Origin of the sequence: Variovorax soli NBRC 106424 (assembly GCF_001591385.1) — a bacterium.
Taxonomy (GTDB): domain Bacteria; phylum Pseudomonadota; class Gammaproteobacteria; order Burkholderiales; family Burkholderiaceae_C; genus Variovorax; species Variovorax soli.
The window spans coordinates 1-21,564 of the sequence record NZ_BCUU01000073.1 but is presented as its reverse complement, the minus strand read 5'-3'; the positions used below and the strand labels follow the sequence as shown (position 1 = coordinate 21,564).

The following is a 21,564-nucleotide window of genomic DNA, read 5'->3' as shown; positions in this document are numbered from 1 at the left end:
TCAGATGCTGGCCTTGGCCGAATTGCGGCGTTCGAGGTGGTACTGGCCGGTGCCGCGGGAGACCACCCGGTCGCTGGGCAGCACGGTGCCGGGCTCGTGGTCGGGCCGGCCGGCAATCCGGTCGTACAGCGGCGCGAAATCGATCGTTGCCAGCTCGAGCAACTGATCCAGGCCGTCGATGACGAAGTAGCTCTCCTGGAAGTCGTCGATGCGGTAGCGCGTGCGCATCACCCGCTCCAGGTCGAAGCCGATGCGGTTCGGCGAGGCGTCGTCCAGCGCGAACACCGACTCGGTGTACGAGGACGCGATGCCCGCGCCGTAGATGCGCACGCCGTCCTTCTGCTGCACCAGGCCGAACTCCACCGTGTACCAGTACACGCGGGCCAGCTTGTCCAGCACGCCGAGTTCCCTGGCGCGCAGGCCGCCGCGGCCGTAGGCCTGGATGTAGTCGGCAATCACCGGGTTCATCAGCATCGGCACATGGCCGAACACGTCGTGGAAGACGTCGGGCTCTTCCAGGTAGTCCAGCTCGTGCGGCTTGCGGATGAACTGGCCGGCCGGAAAGCGGCGGTTGGCCAGGTGGTCGAAGAAGACCTCGTCGGGCACCAGGCCGGGTACGGCCACCACCTGCCAGCCGGTCTTGCGCATCAGCACCTCGGACAGGCGCCGGAAGTCCGGGATCTGGTCGGGCCCGATGGGCAGCTTGTTCATGCCGTCGACGAATTCGTCGCAGGCCCGGCCGGGCAGCAGTTTCGATTGGCGCTCGAACAGCGTCTTCCACACCGCGTGTTCGGCGGGTGTGTAGCGGTCCCAGCCCTGGTCGATGGTCCAGTCGGCGCGCTCGGGCATGGCACCGGCGGCCAGGCCGTGCAGTTCCTTCGTTTCGAGAAGGGCGGTGGCTTCTTCCAGCATGACGCTTCTTCGCAGTCTTGTGGGTGGTGCCGGCGTTCAGTCGGCCGTCTGCAGCACGCCGCGGTTGATCTGGTCGCGCTCGAGCGACTCGAACAGGGCCTTGAAGTTGCCTTCGCCGAAGCCCTCGCGGTAATTGCCCTTGCGCTCGATGAACTCGAAGAACACCGGGCCCAGCAGCGGCTCGGAGAAGATCTGCAACAACAGGCGCGGCTGCCCGCCCTCGGTCGTGCCGTCCAGCAGGATGCCGCGCGCCTGCAGGTCGGCCACCGGCTGGCCGTGGCCCGGCAGGCGCTTGTCCAGGTTCTCGTAGTACACGTCGTTGGGCGCGGTGAGCAGCGGCACGCCTGCCAGCTGCAGCTGGTCGATGGCCGTGGGCAGGTCCTCGCACAGCAGCGCGATGTGCTGGATGCCCTCGCCGCTGAACTGCATCAGGAACTCTTCGATCTGCCCGCCGCCCTGCTTGGCTTCTTCATTGAGCGGAATGCGGATCAGGCCGTCAGGCGCCGTCATGGCCTTGGAGGTCAGGCCCGTGTACTCGCCCTGGATGTCGAAGTAGCGGATCTCGCGGAAGTTGAACAGCCGCTCGTAGAAGGCCGCCCAGTGCGCCATGCGCCCGCGGTACACGTTGTGCGTGAGGTGGTCCACCACGCTGAAGCCGTGGCCCTTGGGGTGGCGGTCCACGCCTTCGATGAACTCGAAGTCGATGTCGTAGATGCTCTTGCCGTCTTCGAAGCGGTCGATCAGGTACAGCGGCGCGCCGCCGATGCCCTTGATGGCCGGCAGGCGCAGCTCCATCGGGCCGGTGGCCATTTCGATGGGCTGGGCGCCGAGCTCCAGTGCGCGCTTGTAGGCCTGGTGCGAGTCCTTCACGCGGAAGGCGAGGCCGCAGGCCGAGGGGCCGTGCTCGGCGGCGAAGTACGAGGCCGGGCTGTGCGGCTCGCGGTTGACGATGAAGTTGATGTCGCCCTGGCGGTACAGCACCACGTCCTTGGAACGGTGCTTGGCCACCAGCGTGAAGCCCAGCTTTTCGAACAGGGGCTCCAGCACGCCCGCCACGGGCGAGGCGAACTCCACGAATTCGAAGCCTTGCAGGCCCATGGGGTTGTCGAACAGATCAGCGGTAGCAGCCATGCCGGTTGTCTCCATCAAGGGGGTGGTCGTTAGATGGATGTCGATGCTACGAATTCAGCGCGCAGAGTTACTGCGTTTTTCAGCTTTTGTCATTCTTGATTTGCAGGATTCATGCACAATCGTTTGAATGAACGCACAAGTCCAACTCGACAAGATTGATCTGCGCGTGCTTGAGGTGCTGCAGGCCGACGGCCGCGCCACCTACGACCAGGTGGCGGAGAAGGTCGGCCTGTCGCCTTCGGCCACGCTGCGGCGCGTCAAGCGCCTGGAGGAATCGGGCGTCATTGCCGGCTATGTGGCCCTGGTGCAGCCCGAACGGGTGGGGCTCACGCTCACCGCGTACATCAACGTGCGGCTCGAAAAGCATGCGGAGACGCACAAGCGCAGCCCCATGGATGCGTTCCGGGCTTCGGTCCAGGGCTGGCCGGAGGTGGTGGAGTGCAGCTCCCTGACCGGGGAGATGGACTACCTGCTGCGCGTGCTGGTGGCCGACATGGCGCACTACTCGCGCTTTGTCATGGACACCCTGCTCAAGCACCCCAGCGTGCAGGACTGCAAGACCAGTTTTGTGCTGGAAAGCATCAAGAGAACAACCGCGCTGCCCTTGTGAGGCGTCCACGCGACAGGCGGGCGGGCCCGACTGGCCCGGTTCGTGCGATCCTTCGGGGTGCCATGAAGAGCCATGCCGTGATTACCTTGCTGCGCAGTCGATGAGGGCCTGTCTTCACTGCGCGACCTTGAATCCCCCCGGCAACCGCTATTGCTTCGGTTGCGGGCGTGCGCTGCAGCTTTCGTGCAGCAGCTGTGGCGAGCGCATGCCGCCGGATGCCCGCTTCTGCGGCGCCTGCGGCACCCCGGCGCAACGGCCGCGCCCGCTGGGCACGGCGTCGGACGAAGCCGAGATCAAGCACGCCACCGTGCTCTTTGCCGACATCGTCAGCTCCACCCGGCTCATCGCCGACATGGACGCTGAGCAGAGCCTGCAGTTCCTGGCGCCGGTGGTGGCCTCCATGGCCCAGGCGGTGGTGCGGCACGGCGGCACCATCGGCCGCACGCTGGGGGACGGCCTGATGGCGCTTTTCGGCGCGCCGCAAGCGCACGAGGGCCACGCTGTCCTGGCCTGCGAGACGGCCCTGGCGCTGCATGCCGCAGTGGCCGAGTTCGAGGGCATCCGGCTGCGCATTGGCATGCACTCCGGCGAAGTGGCGATCCTGACCCGCGCCGAAGGCATCGAACGCGACCTGCTGCTGCACGGCGTGGCCATCCACCTGGCCAACCGGGTGGTGTCGATGGCGGACGCCGGCACCACCTTCATGACCGGTGAAAGCCTGGCGCTGGCCGCATCGCAGTACGACGCCGAACTGGTCGGCATCCGGCAGGCGCAAGGCTTCGATGCGCCGGTGCGGCTTCATCGCCTGGTCGGCCCCCAGGGCGGCGCTTCGCGGGAATCCGCGCTGCGCGCCGGGCAGACCGTGCTGCGGGGGCGGGCCGCAGAAATGGCCCGGCTGAACGAAGCGCAGCGCGCGGCGCAAGCGGGGCGCAGCCGCATCGTCGGCATCGTCGGTGCGCCCGGCAGCGGCAAGAGCCGCCTGTGCGCCGAGTTTGCCGACGAATGCCGGCGGCGGCAGGTGCCGGTGCTGGAAGCCCGCGCCCAGCTCTACGGCCACGCGACGCCGCTGCAGCCGGTGCTGGAGTTCCTGCGTTCCGCTGTCATCCGCGTGGCGCCGGGGGATGATGCAGCCGCCGTCCGCTGGCGCGTTGCCGCCCTGGTGCAGGCCATGGGCGTCGATTCGCCGCAGGACCGTGCGCTCGTGAACGAATTCCTGGGCGTGGCGGACGACACCGGCGCCACCCAGGGGCTGAGCGCCAAGGCGCGGCGCAGCCGGCTTCTTGCGCTGGTGGGGGGCATGGTGCGCCATGTCGTCACCCGCCAGCCCACGGTCATCCTCATCGAGGACCTGCACTGGATGGACGAGGCCAGCGCGGAGTTCTTCGCCGCCCTGGTCGATTCGGTGGCGGACACGCCGACCCTGCTGGCCGTCAACTACCGGCCGGGCTGCCGGGCCCCGTGGATGGCGCGCGATTCGTTCAGCGAGATCGCGGTGAGCGAGCTGCTGCAGGAGGACATGGTCGCCCTGGTCGAGCAGCTCATCGGCGAGCGCCCCGAGACACACGGGCTGGCGCTTCGCATCGCGCAGCGAAGCGGCGGCAATCCCTTCTTTGCCGAAGAGATGGTGCGCGCGCTGGTGGCGGATGGCACGTTGGTCGGCTCACCCTCGCAGCGCCAACTGGGTGTGGAACTGGGCGTGGATGCGAACGATGCGCCGCTGCCCGCGACCTTGCAGGCCGTGATCGGGGGCCGCATCGACCAGCTGGACGACGCGGCCAAGTCCCTGCTGCAACTGTGCGCCATCGTGGGCAAGGACTTTCCGCTGGGCGTACTGCAGTTTGTGATCGGCATTTCGCCGGTGGAGTTGCGCCGGCGCCTGGATGCGCTGTGCGCCGCCGAATTCCTCGCCACGCCCTCGCGCGTCAATTTCGACCTCTACAGCTTCCGGCACCCCTTGATCCAGGAGGTGGCCTACCAGACGCAGCTCAAGCGCAAGCGCAAGCCCCTGCATGCCGAAGTGGCTCGCGCCATGGAGTCCTTCTACGAAAACGTGGGCGACGAGTTTGCTGGCCTGGTGGCTTTCCACTACGAAGCCGCGGGCCTGCTGCTGGAAGCGGCACGTTCGCTGGGGCGCGCTGCCGTGTGGATCAGCGGCACCGACACCGCGCAGGCGCTGCGCAACTGGCAGCATGTGCGCGAGCTGCTGCTCGAGCAGCCCGATGAGCGGGAGATCGGCGTGCTGCGCAGCCGTGCCAGCACGCAGATCGCATTGCTGGCGTGGCGCGAAGGCATTCCGGTCGAACAGGTCAAGCCGCTGCTCGACGAGGCGCTGGCATGGGCTCGCCGGCACGACGAGCGCATGGTTCCGATGCTGCTGTTCCTGGAGGGGCGCAACCACATCGCCAGCGGAGGCTCGGCCGACTTCTATGTCGACTGCATGCAGCAGGCGCTGGACATTGCCGCCGGAAGCGATCCCACCGGACGCCGCGCCATCCTCAACACCGCGCTCTCACAGGCCTACGGATGGGCGGGCCTGCTGCGTGAGGCCCTGGCGGCCAGCGATGCGGCCCTGGCCGATATCGGCGGCGCCGATGCGGGCGCGCAGTTTCTCGGCTACCGGACCGAATACTGGGCGCTCAACCTGCGCGGGCGCATCCTGGCCCGCATGGGCCGGCTGGACGAAGCACAGGACTGCTTCGAGAAGATGCTGTCGATTCCGCATGGCGACCTGGACCCCACCGTCCGCTTCATCGCGCACATGGGGTCGCTCGAGATTGCACTGACCCGCACGGACACCAGCCGCGCCCAGGGGCACGCGCTGCAGGTGGCGCTGATCGCGCAGCAGCAGCCCAACCCCTACCTGCGCATGTTCGCGCTGGCGGCACAGGGCTTGTCGCACGGCATTGCCGGCGACTTCGCCGCGGCGCTGGTGGCCTACGGCGCGAGCCTGGACTTGCTGCGTGCCTCGCGCGTGGCCATGGAGTACGAGACCGAACTGCTGGCCAGCGTGTGCGAGTGCCACCTGGCGCTGGGCCAGCACGAAGCCGCGGCCCGGGTGGCGCGCGAGACCGTGGAGATTGCCCGCGCGCGCGCCACGCGCCTGCCCGAGTGCCGCGCCTACCTGGTGCTGGCTGCCGTGGCCGAGGCGCCCGACGAGGCTTCGGACCACCTGAGCCGGGCCGAGGACCTTATCCGCCGCACCGGCGTCGACATCCACTTCGCCCCGCTGCGCGACATGGATGCGCCCGCGCCTTGCGGCAGTTCATGAGGGCGCGCGCGTGGCCAGCAGCGTGAACTCGTTCAGGCCGTAGTTCTTCAGGCATTGCACGTCGCACTGCAGATGGTCGGTGCAGTAGCCGAGCCATTGCGCGGGCTCGGCCGTGTACACCTGGCCTGCGATGTCGGGCCGCTCGATCAGAGTCCGCGGGTGCATGAAGTTGACGGCGAAGCCGCGCAGGCTGGCGGCATGGATCCGGTCCAGCGTAGCCGCCACGTACGGCTCCCAGTCGCTGCGCGGGTGGTCCAGGCAGATATTGAAGATGCCGCTGGCCACGGTGTAGTCGGCCTCCGGCATGCGCGGCGAGGCGAGTTCGAAGCGGGCATGGGCATGCGTGGCCCACAGCTGCCGCGCGTGCTCGATCATCGGTGCCGACAGGTCGGTGCCGACGTATTCGAGCGGTGCCTGGGCATGGCGATCGTCCAGGTGTTCGAGCAGTGCGCCGTAGCCGCAGCCCAGGTCGTGCAGGCGAACGGAAGGCGCGCGCCAGTCCACCACCTTGAGCAACTGCACGAAGCGCAGCCGCTGGCTCATGGACGAGTTCCAGTCCACGCCCAGGGCGGTGGGGCCGTGGCGGCGCACCTTGGCGCTGTAGTAGCGCTCGACGTCGGCGAGCATGCCCTCGGACGAAGCGTCGTTGCCGGTTCCGTCCGAGGTCATGGCCCCTCGCTCAGGGTGTGGTCGTCGTCGCGGCGGCTGCTCCCGCCTGGCGCGGCGTGAGCGGAATGGACACCGTCAGGAAATCCTGGTCGAGGTAGAACACAGGACGATCCTTGGGCGTGATCAGCACCTGCGCCCCGCCGGCGCCTCGGGCATCGTGCGCGGTGAAGTGCACCGGGTCCGGATTGGCCGCCTGCAGGTGATCGGCCAGCGCCTGGGCAATGGCCTTGCCGCCGCTCAGGCTCTGGAAGTTGGAAGGGTAGTGGTCCAGCCGGCGCAGCGCCATGTACCACTTGCGCTTGATGTGCGGGTTCCACAGGCCGCCCACGCCGAGCGCGCGCAGGCTTTCGACCAAGGGCCGGTTGACGTCGAAGACCTTGAACTCGGCCTGGATCGCCTGGATCTCGCGGATGCCGCTGGTTCCGAGGCCCATCTTGCTTTCGTTGGCGACCAGGCGCTCGTCGGCCGGTCCGGGCAAGGCGTCGGGATAGCTCCCGAAGCTCAGGTTCAGTGTTTCGAGAAGACCCCCCACATAGGCGTCGTCATCGCCCATCAGCATGCCCATTGCAACCCCTCCGGCCGAGAGTTAGAAAGTTTGTGAAGACAAAAGCAAAACTTTCGTCAGCATACTTCCGTGTAACAAGATGTGCAACGACTTTGGGTGCGCCGGGTTCGGGTCCGGATGGGCTCTAGGCTCCCAGCATCCCTCGCTCCTCGATGAAGCGGATCACCTCGTCCAGCCCCGTCTGCGTCTTGAGGTTGGTCATCACGTAGGGGCGGCTCTTTCGCATGCGCTGGGTGTCGCTTTCCATCACGCGCAGGTCGGCACCCACGTACGGCGCCAGGTCGGTCTTGTTGATGACGAACAGGTCGCTCTTGGTGATGCCGGGCCCGCCCTTGCGCGGAATCTTCTCGCCGGCGGCCACGTCGATCACGTAGATGGTCAGGTCCGACAGCTCGGGGCTGAAGGTGGCGGCCAGGTTGTCGCCGCCGCTCTCGACGAACACCACATCGGCCTCGGGGAACTGGGCCAGCATGCGGTCGATGGCCTCGAGGTTGATCGACGCGTCTTCGCGGATGGCGGTGTGCGGGCAGCCGCCGGTTTCCACGCCCATGATGCGCTCGGCCGGCAGCGCGCCGGCCACCGTCAGCAGGCGCTGGTCTTCCTTGGTGTAGATGTCGTTGGTGATGGCCACCAGGTCCCACTTCTCGCGCATGCGCTTGCACAGCATCTCGAGCAGGGTGGTCTTGCCGGAGCCCACCGGTCCGCCGATGCCCACGCGCAGCGGCGGCAGTTTCTTGGTGCGGTTGGGAATGTGGTGCAGTGCGGCGCTCATGGGGGCGGATCCGGATTGAAATAAAAGTCAGCTCCTGAAGAGCCGGGAATACTGGGTTTCGTGCTGGGCCGAGAGCACGGCCAGCATGGGCGAAAAAGCCTGGCGCTCATCATCGGACAAGGCCATCGCCCGCTGCACCGCATCGGGAATCTCGGCGGCCAGGCGCCCCAGCATGCGCTGGCCGGCGCTCTGGCCCAGCGGCACCGCCTTGACGGCGGCGCCCACCATGTTCTCGGCCCAGCCGAAGGCAAAGGCCAGGCAGCCATCGCGCACCGTGGCGCCGGCACGCTGCGCCGCAAAGGCGAAGGCCAGCGGGTAGCCCACCGGCCCGTTGCCGAAGATGCCGGCCGCGTCGGCATGGTGCAGCTTGAGCCATTCGACGAAGGAGTGGCCCATCTGCACCGTCTGCAGGACGAACTCCGCGCTCTCGCGCGTGTGCAGGATCCAGGCGTTGAGCTGGGCGATGCGTTCGCGGTCGCCGGCCTGCCAGGCGGCCATGGCTTGGGCCACCACGGCCAGGTCGCCGCGCGCCAGGCTCAGGTGCAGCTGGTCGGCCAGCCAATCGGCGGCGGCCTGCTCGGTGTTCACCCCGGCGAGTTCGACCGCCGCCTCCAGCCCTTCGGAATAGGAGAAGCCGCCCACCGGCAGGGCCGGGGAGGCCAGCCAGATGAGCTGGAGCAGGCTGGACGCGCTCGCCTCGTTCTCGGGCATCAGTGGGAGTGGCCGCCGTGCGGATGGTGATCGTGGCCGTGCGCCTCGTCGGCGTGGCCGTGCGAATGCGCGTGGTGCTCGTCGTGCGCGTCGAGCAGTTCAGGTGCCAGCACGAGCGGCCTGGCCTTGTTGCTGCCGCCGCCATGCGAGTGGCCGTGGTCGTGCCCACCATGGCCGTGACCGTGCGACCCATAGGCGCCGCCCTCGGGCTCGAAGGCTTCTTCCACCTGCACCACGATCAGGTGCATGGCGCGCAGCATGTCGGCCAGCACATGGTCCGGCTCGATCTTCAGGTGGTCGGGCTTGAGCTCGATGGGCACATGCCGGTTGCCCAGGTGGTAGGCCGCGCGCGTCAGGTCGAAGGGCGTGCCGTGGTCGCTGCAATGCGTGATGCGCAGCACCGGCTGCGGTGCGGCGATCACGCGGATGAGCGAGCCGTCCTCCGCCACCAGCACGTCGCCCCCGCGCACGGCGGTGCCGCGCGGCAGGAAGACGCCGATGCTGCGCCCCTGCGAATCGGTGGCGTCGAAGCGGCTCTTCTGGCGCACGTCCCAGTCCAGTTCGACGGTGGCGGCGCGCTTGATGAGGACGGAGGCAAGGCCTTTGCCTTGCGGCATGAGTTTGTTGGCGGTGAGCATGGCTATTCGTTCAGAGCTGATCCGTCCACAATACAGCGGAACAAGTGGATCAAGGGAGCCTTCAATGTATGTCACCAAACTGGTCGAGTTCGACAACGAAACTGCTTTGCTCTTGCCGGATGAATTGATACAGAAGAGTGGGTGGCGGCTTGGCGACACGCTGAAGCTGGAGGACCGGGGTGTCGAGGGATTCGTGCTCAAGAGAGATGAGAGCCCGTCCGCGCTTGAGGCAGGTAGCGCCCAGGGCTCCGCTTAGGCTCAAAACAGGAAATACCGCTGCGCCATCGGCAGCAGCGTCGCCGGCTCGCAGGTCAGCAGCTGCCCGTCGGCGCGCACCGCATAGGTCTGCGCGTCGATCTCCATCTTCGGCGCCAGGCCGTTGTGCACCATGTCCTTCTTGCGCACGCCGCGGATGCCGCGCACTGCCGAGAGCGTCTTGCGCAAGCCGTAGCGTTCGCCGATGCCGGCGGCCAAGCCTGCCTGCGAGACAAAGGTGAGCGAGCTCTTGGCCAGCGATCCGCCGAAGGCACCGAACATGGGCCGGTAGTGCACCGGCTGCGGCGTGGGAATGGAGGCATTGGGATCGCCCATGGCCGCCATGGCGATGCTGCCGCCCTTGATGATGGCGAAGGGCTTGACGCCGAAGAAGGCCGGCTTCCACACCACCAGGTCGGCCCACTTGCCCACCTCGACGCTGCCCACTTCATGGGCGATGCCGTGGGCGATGGCCGGGTTGATGGTGTACTTGGCCACGTAGCGTCTGGCGCGGAAGTTGTCGTTGCGCTCGTTGTCCTCGGGCAGCTTGCCGCGCTGCAGCTTCATCTTGTGCGCGGTCTGCCAGGTGCGGATGATGATTTCGCCGACCCGGCCCATGGCCTGGCTGTCGCTGCTCATCATGCTGATGGCGCCCATGTCGTGCAGGATGTCCTCGGCCGCGATGGTCTCCTTGCGGATGCGGCTCTCGGCAAAGGCCAGGTCCTCGGCAATGCCGGCGTCCAGGTGGTGGCACACCATGAGCATGTCCACATGCTCGTCCAGCGTGTTCACCGTGTAGGGCATGGTGGGGTTGGTGGAGGAGGGCAGGAAGTTCGCCTCGCCCACCACGCGAAGAATGTCGGGCGCATGGCCGCCGCCCGCACCCTCGGTGTGGAAGGCGCAGATGGCGCGCCCGCCCACGGCGGCAATGGTGTTCTCCACGAAGCCCGACTCGTTGAGCGTGTCGGAGTGGATCGCCACCTGCGTGTCGGTGGCATCGGCCACGTCCAGGCAGTTGCTGATGGCCGAGGGCGTGGTGCCCCAGTCCTCGTGCAGCTTCAGGCCCATCACGCCCGCGTCGATCTGCTCGTGCAGCGCATCGGGCAGGCTCGCATTGCCCTTGCCCAGGAAGCCCAGGTTCATCGGGAATGCATCGGCCGCCTGCAGCATGCGCTCGATGTGCCACGGGCCGGGTGTGCAGGTGGTGGCGAAGGTGCCGGTGGCGGGGCCGGTGCCGCCGCCGAGCATGGTGGTCACGCCCGAGGCCAGCGCCTCCTCGATCTGCTGCGGACAGATGAAGTGGATGTGGCTGTCGATGCCGCCGGCGGTGACGATGTTGCCTTCGCAGCTGATGACCTCGGTACCGGGGCCGATGACGATGTCCACGCCCGGCTGCACGTCGGGGTTGCCGGCCTTGCCGATGGCCACGATGCGCCCGTCGCGCAGGCCGATATCGGCCTTGACGATGCCCCAGTGGTCGAGGATGAGGGCGTTGGTCATCACGGTGTCGACGGTGCCCTGGGCGCGGGTGCGCTGGCCCTGGGCCATGCCGTCGCGGATGGTCTTGCCGCCGCCGAACTTCACCTCTTCGCCGTAGCCGCCGGCGCGCAGGGTGTAGTCCTCCTCGACCTCGATCACCAGGTCGGTGTCGGCCAGGCGCAGGCGGTCGCCCACGGTGGGGCCGAAGATTTCGGCGTAGGCACGTCTTCCAATGGTGGCCATGTTCAGAGTTTTCCTTGCACAAGGCCGCGAAAGCCGTACACCGTGCGTTCGCCGCCAAAGTCGCACAGCTCCACCGTGCGCTGCTGGCCCGGCTCGAAGCGCACCGCGGTGCCCGATGCAATGTTCAGCCGCATGCCACGCGCCGCTTCCCGGTCGAAGCCGAGCGCGCCGTTGGTCTCGGCGAAGTGGTAGTGCGAGCCGACCTGGATCGGCCGGTCGGCCGTGTTCTGCACGACGAGCGTGATGGTGCGGCGGCCGCGGTTGAGGGTGTGCTCGCCGTCGTCGGTGATGAGTTCGCCGGGAATCATGATCGGGTCGTGCCTCAGGCGGCCTGCGCCAGCAGCGCTGCGCCCAGGGCCACCACGCCGGCGCCGGCGATCCGGGGCAGCCAGGCATTGGCATGGCGCAGCGCCCAGCCGACGACGATGCCCGCGGTGTGCAGCAGCAAGGTGGCGGCGACCATGCCGGCCAGGGTGATGGCCACATCCTGCGTGCCCGCCAGTTCCCGGCCATGCGCCACGCCGTGGAAGACGGCGAAAAGGCCCACGACAGAGACGGCCACGCCTGCCGGCAGATGCGCACGCGTGGCCACCAGCAGGCCCAGCACCAGCAGCGAGGCGGCAATCATCGGCTCCACCGCCGGCAGCTGCAGGCCGGCCAGGCCCATGAGCGCACCCGCCAGCAGCATGCCGGCAAAGGCCAGCGGCGCCCACAGCAGGTCGGGCCAGGCGCGGCGCGCGGCCAATGCGCTCCACAGGCCCACGGCGACCATGGCCGCCAGGTGGTCGGCGCCGGTCAGCGGATGCATGAAGCCGGCGAGCAGGCCATGGTGGTGCACGCCGGCATCGGCGCCGGTGTGGGCCAGCGCGGCCAGGGGCAGGGCGAGAGTGGCAAGGGCCAGGGTCTTGAGTGCGGCTCGGCGCATGAGGCTTCTTCCTTCTTGTTGTGGCATGTTCAGACGATGGGCTGGTGGACGGTGACCAGCTTGGTGCCGTCGGGGAAGGTGGCTTCCACCTGGATGTCGGGAATCATCTCGGCCACGCCGTCCATCACGTCGGCGCGGGTGAGCACCGTGCGGCCCTCGCTCATGAGCTGGGCCACGCTCTTGCCGTCGCGTGCGCCCTCCATCACGGCCGCGGAAATCGTCGCGACGGCCTCGGGGTAGTTGAGCTTGAGCCCGCGGGCCCGGCGGCGCTCGGCCAACAGGGCGGCGGTGAAGATCAGGAGCTTGTCTTTTTCTCGGGGTGTGAGTTCCATGGGGCTGGATCTTGTCGTCAGCCCCACCGGCTTGCAACGATCGTGCCTTGCACGCGTTCCGGCACGACAGTTGCACCGTACAGCCCCGTGAACCCGCCGCCTTCCCCTGTTGTCGCAGATCCCGCCCCGGGCGCGTCCGAGGCGCCGCAGCGCATCGTCAAGATCCGCCGCGACTACAACAGCTGGGTGGCCAGCGAGACGCTGGAGGACTACGCCCTGCGCTACACGCCCCAGCGCTTCAGGAAGTGGTCTGCGTTCCGGGTGGCCAACACGGCCTTCGGCGCGGCCTCCTTCCTGATCCTGGAGGCGGTGGGCGCCACGCTGCTGGTGCAGTACGGGTTTATCAACGCCTTCTGGGCCATCGTGTGCACGGGGCTCATCATCTTCCTCGCCGGCCTGCCCATCAGCGTCTATGCGGCGCGCTACGGCGTCGACATGGACCTGCTCAGCCGCGGCGCGGGCTTCGGCTACATCGGCTCGACCATCACCTCGCTCATCTACGCGTCCTTCACCTTCATCTTCTTCGCGCTGGAGGCCGCGGTGATGGCCTACGCGCTGGAGCTGGCGCTGGGCATTCCGCCGGCCTGGGGCTACCTGGTGTGCGCGCTGGTGGTCATTCCGCTGGTGACGCACGGCGTGTCGGCCATCAGCCGGCTGCAACTGTGGACGCAGCCCATCTGGCTGCTGATGCTCGTGGTGCCTTTTGCCTTTGTGCTGATGCGCGATCCTGGTGCGTTCGCTGGCATCACGCACTACTTCGGGGCGAAGAGTGCTTCACCGGAATTCCAGCTTCCCCTTTTTGGTGCCGCGCTCACGGTGGGCATCGCGCTCATCACGCAGATGGGCGAGCAGGCCGACTACCTGCGCTTCATGCCCGCGCGCACCGCCGCGAACCGCCGCCGCTGGTGGCTGGGCGTGCTGGCCGGCGGGCCCGGCTGGGTGGTGCTTGGCGTGGCCAAAATGCTGGGCGGCGCGCTGCTGGCCTACCTGGCCATCTCGCACATGGTGCCGCCGGAGCGCGCGGTGGACCCCAACCAGATGTACCTGGCGGCCTACGAATACGTCTTTCCCAACTTCGCGTGGGCGGTGTGGGCCACGGCGCTCTTCGTGGTGATCTCGCAGCTCAAGATCAACGTGACCAACGCCTATGCCGGCAGCCTGGCCTGGAGCAACTTCTTCTCGCGCGTGACGCACAGCCACCCGGGCCGCGTGGTGTGGGTGGTGTTCAACACGCTCATCGCCTTCATGCTGATGGAGATGAACGTGTTCGAGGCGCTGGGCGACGTGCTGGGCCTGTACGCCAACATCGCCATCGCCTGGATGATGGCGGTGGTGGCCGACCTGGTCGTCAACAAACCGCTGGGGCTGTCGCCGCCGGGGGTGGAGTTCAAGCGGGCGCACCTGTGGGACATCAATCCGGTGGGCGTGGGCGCGATGGCGCTGGCCTCGGGGCTGTCGATCACGGCGCACCTGGGCGTGTTCGGCCCGCTGGCGCAGGCGTTCTCGGCGCTCATCGCGCTGGGCACGGCCTTTGTCGCGGCGCCGCTCATCGCCTGGGCGACGCGCGGCAAGTACTACCTCGCACGCCCCGCAGAGGAGCAGCATCGCTACCAGCGCATGGAAACCCGCCGCTGCGTGATCTGCGATCGCGAGTACGAAGGACCCGACATGGCCCATTGCCCCGCCTACCAGGGGCCGATCTGCTCGCTGTGCTGCACGCTCGATGCGCGCTGTGGCGACCTGTGCAAGCCGCAGGCAAGCCTGGCTTCGCAATGGTCTGCCGTGCTGCGCTGGGTGCTGCCCAGGCGCAGCTGGCGCTACCTGGACACGGGCCTGGGCCACTTCGTGCTGCTGGCCCTGGTGATCGTGCCGCTGCTGGCGGCGGTGTTCGGCGTGCTCTACCAGCAGGAGCTGCGCGCACTGGCCGATGCCAATGCCGCGGGCGAGGTGCAGTCGGCCTTGCGCTCCGCCTTCCTCAAGGCCTACATGGCGCTGCTGGTCATTGCCGGCATCGTGGCCTGGTGGCTGGTGCTGGCGCACCAGAGCCGCAAGGTGGCGCAGGAGGAATCCAACCGGCAGACGCACCTGCTCATGCGCGAGATCGAGCTGCACCGCGAAACCGACCGCGCGCTGCAGGCGGCCAAGCAGAGCGCCGAGGCCGCCAACCAGGCCAAGAGCCGCTACATCAGCGCCATCAGCCACGAGTTGCGCACGCCGCTCAACAGCATCCTGGGCTATGCCCAGCTCATGGGCGAAGACGCGGCCGTGCCGCCGCACCGGCGCCAGGCCGTGGCGGTGATCAAGCGCGGCGGCGAGCATCTGCTGTCGCTCATCGAGGGCACGCTGGACATCGCCCACATCGAGGCCGGCAAGCTCAGCCTGAGCGCGCGGCCCATGCGCTTCGCCGACGCCATGCAGGAGCTGGCCGACATGTTCGAGCTGCAGGCCTCGGAGAAGGGCCTGGCCTTCCGCTACGAGCCCGCCGGCCACCTGCCCGATGTGGTGCGCGCCGACGAGAAGCGGGTACGGCAGATCCTGATCAATCTCTTGGGCAATGCCATCAAGTTCACCGCGCGCGGCCGGGTGAGCTGGCGCATCCGCTACGCGCGCGAATTCGCCGCGCTGGAGATCGAGGACACCGGACCGGGCATGTCCACGCAGGAGATCGAGCGCGTGTTCGAGCCCTTTGCGCGCGGCGCGAGCGCCGGGCAGTCGACCACCGGCGCGGGGCTGGGGCTGACCATTGCCAAGATGCTGACCGACCTGATGGGCGGCGAGATGTCGGTGCAGAGCACGCCCGGCAGCGGGACGATTTTCAAGGTGCGGCTGTTCCTGCCGCGGGTGCACGAGCCCGCCGGCGCCGAGCGTGCGCTGCCGGCAAGCCCGCGGCTGACTGTCGCCCGCCGCGGCTACGAAGGCCCGCGCCGGCGCGTGCTGGTGGTCGACAACGAAGAGGCCGACCGCCAGCTGCTCACGGACCTGCTGGTGCCGCTGGGCTTCGACCTACGCACGGCGGCCAGCGGCCACGATGCGCTCGACCTCATTGCCGCCGGGCTGAAGCCCGACGCCCTGTTCGTCGACCTGGCCATGCCCGGCATCGACGGCTGGGAGACCATCCGCCGCGCGCGCAAGCTGGGCCTGGCAGGCACGTCGGTGGCCATCGTCTCGGCCAATGCCTTCGACAAGCGGCTGGAGAACGACGTGGGCATCACGCCCGAGGACTTCCTGGTGAAGCCGGTGCGCCACAGCGAGCTGCTCGACTGGCTGGAACAGCGCCTGCAGCTGCGCTGGACCAGCGAGCCCGCGCACGACGAACCGAGGCCGCAGGATGCGCCGCTGGTGCGCCCCCGGGCCGAGCAGATCCGCCTGCTGGAAGAAGCGGTGAGCCTGGGCTACCTGCGCGGCATCATGAACCAGCTCGACCAGATCGAGCGCCTGCAGCCCGAGTGCGGCCCGTGGGCCGACAAGCAGCGCGCGATGGCGCGGCAGTTCCAACTGGACGCGCTGGCCCGGTCATTGGCGGAACTCGAATGAACTCCCTCGTCCACAATCTGCGCGATGCCGCGGCCGGCACGGGCGACCTGGTGCTCATCGTCGACGACGTGCCCGACAACCTGGCGGTGCTGCACGATGCGCTGGACGAATCGGGCTACACGGTGCTGGTGGCGACCAACGGCGAGCAGGCCCTGGCCCGCGCGGCGCAGGCCCGGCCCGACGTGGTGCTGCTGGATGCGGTGATGCCGGGGCTGGACGGTTTCGAGGTTGCCCGCCGCCTGAAGGCCGACGCCGCCACCGCGCACATCCCCATCATCTTCATGACCGGCCTGACCGAGACCGAGCACCTGGTGGCGGCGCTGGAAGCCGGCGGGGTGGACTACGTCACCAAGCCGATCAAGCCCAAGGAAGTGCTGGCGCGCATGAACGTGCACCTGCAGGGGGCCCGGCTGGCCAGGCAGCAGGCGCGCCAGGCGGGGCAGGCACGCAATGCGCTCGATGCTTTCGGCTATGCCAGCGCCACCGTGCGCTGGCCGGAAGGCCGGATCATCTGGCAGACCGCGCTGGCGCGCGAACTGCTGGCGCGCTATTGCGGCACGCAGGCGCCCGAGGCGCCTGCGCCGGTGATCGACTGGCTGCGCCGCCACCTGCCCGATGCGCAGCAGCGCCAGATCGAGCCGCCGCCGCTGGTGATCGAGCAGGGCCGCCAGCGCCTGAGCCTGCGCCTGCACCAGCAGACCGGCCACGACGATGGCGGCGACGAGTGGCTCATCATCATGCGCGAGGCGTCGGACACCGCCGTCATCGAAACCATGAGCCTGTCGCTGGGGCTCACGCCGCGCGAGGCCGAGGTGCTGTACTGGGTGGCCAAGGGCAAGACCAACCGCGACATCGGCGAGATCATCGGCAGCAGCCCAGCCACGGCCAAGAAGCACCTGGAGCGGGTGTACGTGAAGCTGGGCGTGGAGACGCGCACGGCGGCGGCGGCGGTTGCCATCAAGCGCATTCGCGAGCTGATGCCGGGCGCCGAGATCTGAAGCCGGTCATGCCGGCGCCTTGACGCGGGCGCATGATCGGCGGTCAATGAAAAGAACGAGCGTCCAGATCTGGAGGGCCCGGTGGCCGGCTGCATTGGCCTGCCTGGCCGTTACGGCGGCGGCGCGTGCCGGCGGCCACTTCGAGGTGGACGATGCCGGCACGCTGGATGCAGGCCAGTGCCAGCTGGAGCTGTGGGACAGCCATGGCCGCCGCAGCAACACCAACCTGGCCCACGTGGGGCCGGCCTGCGGCGTGGGCATGGTGGAGCTGGGGCTCAACATGGATGCCGTGCGCGGTGGCGCGAAGGCCGACCTGCTGGGCCCGCAGGCCAAGTGGACCTTCTTCGGCCGCGAAGCGAATGCGCCGCTTTCCGCGGCCGTGTCGGCCGGCGCGCAAAAGGACGTGCGCGGTGGCGGGCGCTGGGGCGGGCAGGGCCTGGTGGCGCTCACCTGGCAAGCCCTGGAGCCGCTGGCCTTCAACGCCAACCTGGGTGCGGACTGGCTGCCGGGCGACGGCACGCGCACCTCGCGCGGGGGCTTGCAGCTTCAATGGAATGTGCGGCCCGAGCTGGCGCTCATCGCGGAGCGCAATCGCTCGTTCTCGCAATGGGGTACACGGGTGGGCTTCAGCTGGCAGCTGGCGCCGCAGACCAGCATCGATGCCAGCGTGGCCCGGCTCGGCCTGGGCGCCGGCGAGACGGTGTACACGCTGGGCCTCAACCAGGTCTTCGATCTGCGCGGCAGCCGCTGAGAAGCGCCTGCGCGACCGGCTCGCGGCGACGACAATGCGGCTTTCAAGCCAAACGTCACAGCGAGACAAGCGAATGAGCCTTCCGGAGCCATCCTCCCCCATGAACAAGACATTGAACGTCGGCCTGATCGGCGTCGGCCTGATGGGCCATGGCATTGCCGTCAACATCCTCAAGCACGGGCATTCGCTCACGGTGCTGGAGCATGCGGGCAACCAGCCGCTGGACAGCCTGCGCGCCGCCGGCGTGCGCACGGCGCAGCGGCCGAACGAGCTGGCGGCGCAGGTCGACCTGCTGCTGCTGTGCGTCACCGGCAGCCCGCAGGTGGAGGCCGTGCTGCTGGGCGAGAAGGACGGCGCCTTGCTGGGCCTGCGGCCCGGCACGGTGGTCATCGACTTGTCGACCGCCATTCCCGCGTCGACCGAGCGCCTGGCGCAGCGCGTGGCGCAGGCCGGCGGCCGCTTCATGGATTCGGCCATGACGCGCACGCCCAAGGAAGCGGCCGAAGGTCGGCTCAACCTGCTGGTGGGCGCGGAGCCGGCGCTGTTCGAGCAGGTGCGGCCGCTGCTGGCCTGCTTTGCGGAGAACATCACCTTGTGCGGCCCGGTGGGCAGCGGCCACCGCATGAAGCTGCTGCACAACTACGTGTCGCTGGGCACCGTGGCCCTGGTGGCGGAGGCGGCCGCGCATGCCGAGCGGGCCCAGGTGGCGCCCGAGGTGCTGGTGGACGTGCTGGCCAAGGGCGGCGGCGGCGGCGTGGCGCTGGAGCGCCTCAAGCCCTACCTGCTGGCGCGCGACGCCAGCGGCCTGCGCTTTGCCATGAGCAATGCACTGAAGGACCTGGGCTACTACACGCAGATGGCCCAGGACAGCGGCGCGGCCCGCGCCATTGCCGAGGGCGTGCAGGCGACCTACGAGCGCGCCGTGGCGCAAGGCTCGCCCGACACGCTGGTGCCGGAGCTGGTGTCACTGCTGGCCAAGGCGGGCGACGGCGCGCGCTGAGCCGCGCCGGCGGCAGGCGCAGCGAGTTTGGTCAGGCGGCGCGGCCCCACCACAGGGCCACGACCGCCACGGCCAGCACCAGGACCACGCCGACCAGCCAGCGCATCAGCACGCGGTTGGCCTCCACGCGGCTGACCAGCAGCGTGTTCTGGCTGGCCAGCGTTTCGATCAGCTTGGTGGAGGCCACCATCTGCGCGTGCAGCTCGGTCACGGCGGCCTCGCATTCGTCCACGCGTGCCTGCAGCTCGACCAGCTGGTCGGCGGGCGAACGGGCCATCAGGGCGGCCTCGGTCGTTTCGGCGTCGCCCGGCCCGGTCGGCCCCTTCTTCGCCACGTTGCCCCACAGCTTCTTGGCGGCATCCGCGATCTGCGGAGCATTGCTGATCACGTCGGCCCAGGGGACCATCTTCAGCATCGAGTACCAGCCCACGGCCATGGCCATCAATCCTTTCTTTTCCTGCTGCTTGTCGGCGTGATTCAAGCGGTGGCGCGCACGCAGCGCAACGGCGCAGCGTAGGGGCCCCAGCGCAATTGCACCTCGCCCTGGTGCTCCCAGAAGCTCACGTCGGAGCCCTCGTAGCGCGAGCCGCTGGCGGCCGGTTGCGACTTCAGCTCCGCCACGCCGTCGGCACGGCGCAGCCACAGGGTGCGGGTGTCGGGCTGGCTGTAGCGCGCGGTCAGCTTCGAGCCGTCGCTGCAGCTGAAGTGGATGGGCGGGCCTTGCGGCGCCGACGAGCTCTGGCCGTCGGGCGACGCGGTCGTGCAGCCGGCCAGCACGGCGGCGGCCATGGCCATCCATGCCCAGGCGAACGGGTGTCTTCTTCTCATGCTTTTTCTCCTTGTCGGGTCGCGTCGACGGGCAGCTCGGCGCCCTCGATCATCAGGCGCACGCGCCGCACGCCTTGCCATTCGTCGGCCTCCAGCCGGAAGGCCAGCAGCGCGCGCTGCGGCAGCGGCTCGGTGTGGCCGAACCAGATGCCGTCCACCGGCCGCCCATGATGGCGCAACTTGAGCGCCAGGTGCTTTTCCCCCACCAGCCGCTGGGACAGCACTTCCAGTTCCTCGCTGAAGGTGGGCGGCGCAAAGCCCTGGCCCCACACTTCGCGCTGCAGCGTGTCGACCAGGTCGATGCGCAGGTACTCGGGCGCCAGCGGCCCGTCGGTGTCGAGCCGGCGGGTGAGCGTGGCCGCATCCAGCCATTCGGCCGCCACCTCGGCCAGCGCGGCCTGGAAGTCGGCCAGGCGCTCGCGCGCCACGGTGCAGCCGGCCGCCATGGCATGGCCGCCGAAGCGCAGCAGCACGCCCGGGTGGCGCTTGGCCACCAGGTCCAGCGCGTCGCGCAAATGGAAACCGGCAATGGAGCGGCCGGAGCCCTTCAGCTCGTTCTCCTTTCCTTCGGCGCCGCTGGCGGCAAAGACGAAGGTGGGCCGGTGAAAGCGATCCTTGATGCGCGAGGCCACGATGCCCACCACGCCTTCATGAAAGTCGGCGTTGAAGACGGTGATGGCGGCTGGCGGCGTCTGTCCCGCTGCAAAGAGCGATTCAGCCACGCGCAGGGCGTGTTCGCGCATCTCGCCCTCGATGCCGCGCCGCTCGCGGTTGATGTCGTCGAGCATGCGCGCCAGTTCTTCGGCGCGGGCCGCGTCGTCGGTCGCCAGGCATTCGATGCCCAGCGTCATGTCGGCCAGGCGGCCCGCGGCATTGATGCGCGGCCCCAGCGCAAAGCCGAAGTCGAAGGTGGTGGCCGCCGCGGCATTGCGGCCCGCGGCCTTGAACAGCGCCGAGAGGCCGGCCGGCATGGCACCGGCGCGGATGCGGCGCAGGCCCTGGGCCACCAGGCGGCGGTTGTTGGCATCGAGCCGCACCACGTCGGCCACGGTGCCCAGCGCCACCAGCGGCAGCAGGTCGTCGAGCTTAGGCTGCGGCATGACCCCCACGCTCCCCGCTTCGCGAGGTTCGCTGCCCCCCGAGGGGGCTGGCCCGCCTTGGGGCGGCCCGGCGGCGGGCCGCAATTCGAACACACCGCGCTCGCGCAGTTCCGAGCGCAAGGCCATCAGCACATAGAACATGACGCCGACGCCGGCGATGCTCTTGCTCTCGAATCCGCAGCAGGGCTGGTTCGGGTTGACCAGCACGTCGGCGGCGGGCAGTTCGGGGCCGGGCAGGTGATGGTCGGTGACCAGCACCGCCAGGCCCAGTGCCTTGGCCGCCGCCACGCCGTCCACGCTGGCGATGCCGTTGTCCACGGTGATGAGCACGTCGGCGCCGGTGTCGGCCACGCGTTGGGCGATGCTCGGCGTGAGACCGTAGCCGTCCGCCACGCGGTCCGGCACCAGGTAGCTCACATGCCGGGCGCCCAGGCGCCGGAGGCCGCGCAGGCCCACGGCACAGGCGGTGGCGCCGTCGCAGTCGTAGTCGGCCACGATGCACAGGCGTTTGTCGGCCTGGATGGCATCGGCCAGCAGCACGGCGGCCTCGCGCGTGCCGTGCAGGGTGGCGGGCGGCAGCAGCCGGGCCAGGCCGTCGTCCAGTTCGTCCTTGGCGCACACGCCGCGTGCGGCGAACAGGCGCGCCAGCAGGGGATGCACGCCGGCCTGCTCGAGCGCCCAGGCGCTGCGCGGCGGAATGTTGCGGGCGGTGATCTTCATAGCGTGCCCAGTACTTCTGCAGCCGACGGCGTGCGCTCGAAGAGCCGCCGTGCCATGGATGCGAGGCCGCCGCCCTCGCGCGCCGTGAAGCTGCGCGCCGCGCGGTTGCCGCACAGCGTGAGG

Annotated in this window: 21 protein-coding genes; 7 read left to right on the top strand and 14 right to left on the bottom strand. The window is 68.9% G+C overall.

Annotation, left to right across the window (positions count from 1 at the left end; all coding sequences use genetic code 11):
• Together phhA and hppD are read right to left on the bottom strand one after the other, a co-directional pair.
• A complete protein-coding gene (gene phhA / locus VSO01S_RS19030; protein ID WP_245684251.1) occupies positions 1–849 on the bottom strand; it encodes a phenylalanine 4-monooxygenase in 849 nt (282 codons plus the stop codon).
• A 99-nt stretch (positions 850–948) separates the two neighbouring features.
• Positions 949–2,043, bottom strand: a complete 1,095-nt coding sequence (hppD, locus tag VSO01S_RS19025; protein WP_068644380.1) for a 4-hydroxyphenylpyruvate dioxygenase — start codon at positions 2,041–2,043, stop codon at positions 949–951.
• 127 nt (positions 2,044–2,170) lie between these two features.
• Here hppD and VSO01S_RS19020 point away from each other — a divergent pair, with 127 nt between their 5' ends.
• Together VSO01S_RS19020 and VSO01S_RS19015 are read left to right on the top strand one after the other, a co-directional pair.
• Positions 2,171–2,653 carry an Lrp/AsnC family transcriptional regulator gene (locus VSO01S_RS19020; RefSeq protein ID WP_068644379.1) on the top strand — a complete coding sequence of 161 codons (483 nt, stop codon included), beginning with the start codon at positions 2,171–2,173 and terminating at the stop codon, positions 2,651–2,653.
• A gap of 100 nt (positions 2,654–2,753) precedes the next feature.
• The gene (locus VSO01S_RS19015; protein ID WP_084241965.1) at positions 2,754–5,921 is read left to right on the top strand and encodes an ATP-binding protein; all 3,168 of its coding nucleotides are present in this window, start codon (positions 2,754–2,756) and stop codon (positions 5,919–5,921) included.
• Here VSO01S_RS19015 and VSO01S_RS19010 read toward each other — a convergent pair.
• The 5 genes from VSO01S_RS19010 to ureE all read right to left on the bottom strand — a co-directional run bounded on the left by VSO01S_RS19010 (position 5,916) and on the right by ureE (position 9,276).
• The gene (locus tag VSO01S_RS19010) at positions 5,916–6,590 is read right to left on the bottom strand and encodes a class I SAM-dependent methyltransferase (protein WP_068644377.1); all 675 of its coding nucleotides are present in this window, start codon (positions 6,588–6,590) and stop codon (positions 5,916–5,918) included. The genes VSO01S_RS19015 and VSO01S_RS19010 overlap by 6 nt on opposite strands.
• A gap of 10 nt (positions 6,591–6,600) precedes the next feature.
• Entirely contained in the window at positions 6,601–7,155 is a 555-nt protein-coding gene (locus VSO01S_RS19005) for a hypothetical protein (protein ID WP_068644376.1), read from the bottom strand.
• Positions 7,156–7,279: 124 nt separating this feature from the next.
• Positions 7,280–7,927 carry an urease accessory protein UreG gene (ureG, locus tag VSO01S_RS19000; RefSeq protein WP_068644375.1) on the bottom strand — a complete coding sequence of 216 codons (648 nt, stop codon included), beginning with the start codon at positions 7,925–7,927 and terminating at the stop codon, positions 7,280–7,282.
• Positions 7,928–7,954: 27 nt separating this feature from the next.
• Positions 7,955–8,638 (bottom strand): urease accessory protein UreF, encoded by a 684-nt coding sequence (locus tag VSO01S_RS18995; RefSeq protein WP_068644374.1) that lies wholly within the window; start codon positions 8,636–8,638, stop codon positions 7,955–7,957.
• Positions 8,638–9,276: an urease accessory protein UreE gene (gene ureE, locus VSO01S_RS18990; RefSeq protein WP_068644373.1), complete on the bottom strand. Its 639-nt coding sequence runs from the start codon at positions 9,274–9,276 to the stop codon at positions 8,638–8,640. Before ureE ends, VSO01S_RS18995 begins: the two co-directional genes overlap by 1 nt.
• Before the next feature lie 64 nt (positions 9,277–9,340).
• On the opposite strand from ureE, the gene VSO01S_RS18985 reads away from it, so the two are divergent.
• Positions 9,341–9,532, top strand: coding sequence for a hypothetical protein (locus VSO01S_RS18985; RefSeq protein WP_068644372.1), 192 nt, complete (start codon positions 9,341–9,343; stop codon positions 9,530–9,532).
• Positions 9,533–9,534: 2 nt separating this feature from the next.
• On the opposite strand, the gene VSO01S_RS18980 is transcribed toward VSO01S_RS18985, so the two are convergent.
• From VSO01S_RS18980 to VSO01S_RS18965, 4 genes are read right to left on the bottom strand one after another with little or no spacing between them, the layout of a single operon-like run.
• Complete coding sequence (locus tag VSO01S_RS18980) at positions 9,535–11,253, bottom strand: urease subunit alpha (protein ID WP_068644371.1); 1,719 nt, start codon at positions 11,251–11,253, stop codon at positions 9,535–9,537.
• 2 nt (positions 11,254–11,255) lie between these two features.
• Entirely contained in the window at positions 11,256–11,561 is a 306-nt protein-coding gene (locus VSO01S_RS18975) for an urease subunit beta (RefSeq protein WP_068644370.1), read from the bottom strand.
• A 14-nt stretch (positions 11,562–11,575) separates the two neighbouring features.
• Positions 11,576–12,178, bottom strand: a complete 603-nt coding sequence (locus VSO01S_RS18970) for a HupE/UreJ family protein (protein WP_068644369.1) — start codon at positions 12,176–12,178, stop codon at positions 11,576–11,578.
• 29 nt (positions 12,179–12,207) lie between these two features.
• Positions 12,208–12,510 carry an urease subunit gamma gene (locus tag VSO01S_RS18965; protein WP_068644368.1) on the bottom strand — a complete coding sequence of 101 codons (303 nt, stop codon included), beginning with the start codon at positions 12,508–12,510 and terminating at the stop codon, positions 12,208–12,210.
• Between the two features lie 87 nt (positions 12,511–12,597).
• On the opposite strand from VSO01S_RS18965, the gene VSO01S_RS18960 reads away from it, so the two are divergent.
• The 4 genes from VSO01S_RS18960 to VSO01S_RS18945 all read left to right on the top strand — a co-directional run bounded on the left by VSO01S_RS18960 (position 12,598) and on the right by VSO01S_RS18945 (position 18,793).
• Positions 12,598–16,044, top strand: coding sequence for a hybrid sensor histidine kinase/response regulator (locus tag VSO01S_RS18960; RefSeq protein WP_068644367.1), 3,447 nt, complete (start codon positions 12,598–12,600; stop codon positions 16,042–16,044).
• Positions 16,041–17,042 (top strand): response regulator transcription factor, encoded by a 1,002-nt coding sequence (locus VSO01S_RS18955; protein WP_068644366.1) that lies wholly within the window; start codon positions 16,041–16,043, stop codon positions 17,040–17,042. The genes VSO01S_RS18960 and VSO01S_RS18955 overlap by 4 nt, the downstream gene beginning before the upstream one ends.
• A 46-nt stretch (positions 17,043–17,088) precedes the next feature.
• On the top strand, positions 17,089–17,793 hold the full coding sequence (locus VSO01S_RS18950) for a PA4824 family protein (protein WP_153305317.1): 705 nt from the start codon (positions 17,089–17,091) through the stop codon (positions 17,791–17,793).
• A 100-nt stretch (positions 17,794–17,893) separates the two neighbouring features.
• On the top strand, positions 17,894–18,793 hold the full coding sequence (locus VSO01S_RS18945) for an NAD(P)-dependent oxidoreductase (protein ID WP_068644364.1): 900 nt from the start codon (positions 17,894–17,896) through the stop codon (positions 18,791–18,793).
• 31 nt (positions 18,794–18,824) lie between these two features.
• Here VSO01S_RS18945 and VSO01S_RS18940 read toward each other — a convergent pair whose 3' ends face one another.
• From VSO01S_RS18940 to recJ, 3 genes are read right to left on the bottom strand one after another with little or no spacing between them, the layout of a single operon-like run.
• A complete protein-coding gene (locus tag VSO01S_RS18940; RefSeq protein ID WP_153305316.1) occupies positions 18,825–19,274 on the bottom strand; it encodes a hypothetical protein in 450 nt (149 codons plus the stop codon).
• On the bottom strand, positions 19,271–19,621 hold the full coding sequence (locus tag VSO01S_RS26820; protein ID WP_218002363.1) for an MliC family protein: 351 nt from the start codon (positions 19,619–19,621) through the stop codon (positions 19,271–19,273). The genes VSO01S_RS18940 and VSO01S_RS26820 overlap by 4 nt, the downstream gene beginning before the upstream one ends.
• Entirely contained in the window at positions 19,618–21,441 is a 1,824-nt protein-coding gene (recJ, locus tag VSO01S_RS18930) for a single-stranded-DNA-specific exonuclease RecJ (RefSeq protein ID WP_068644361.1), read from the bottom strand. Before recJ ends, VSO01S_RS26820 begins: the two co-directional genes overlap by 4 nt.
• Positions 21,442–21,564 lie beyond the last annotated feature (123 nt).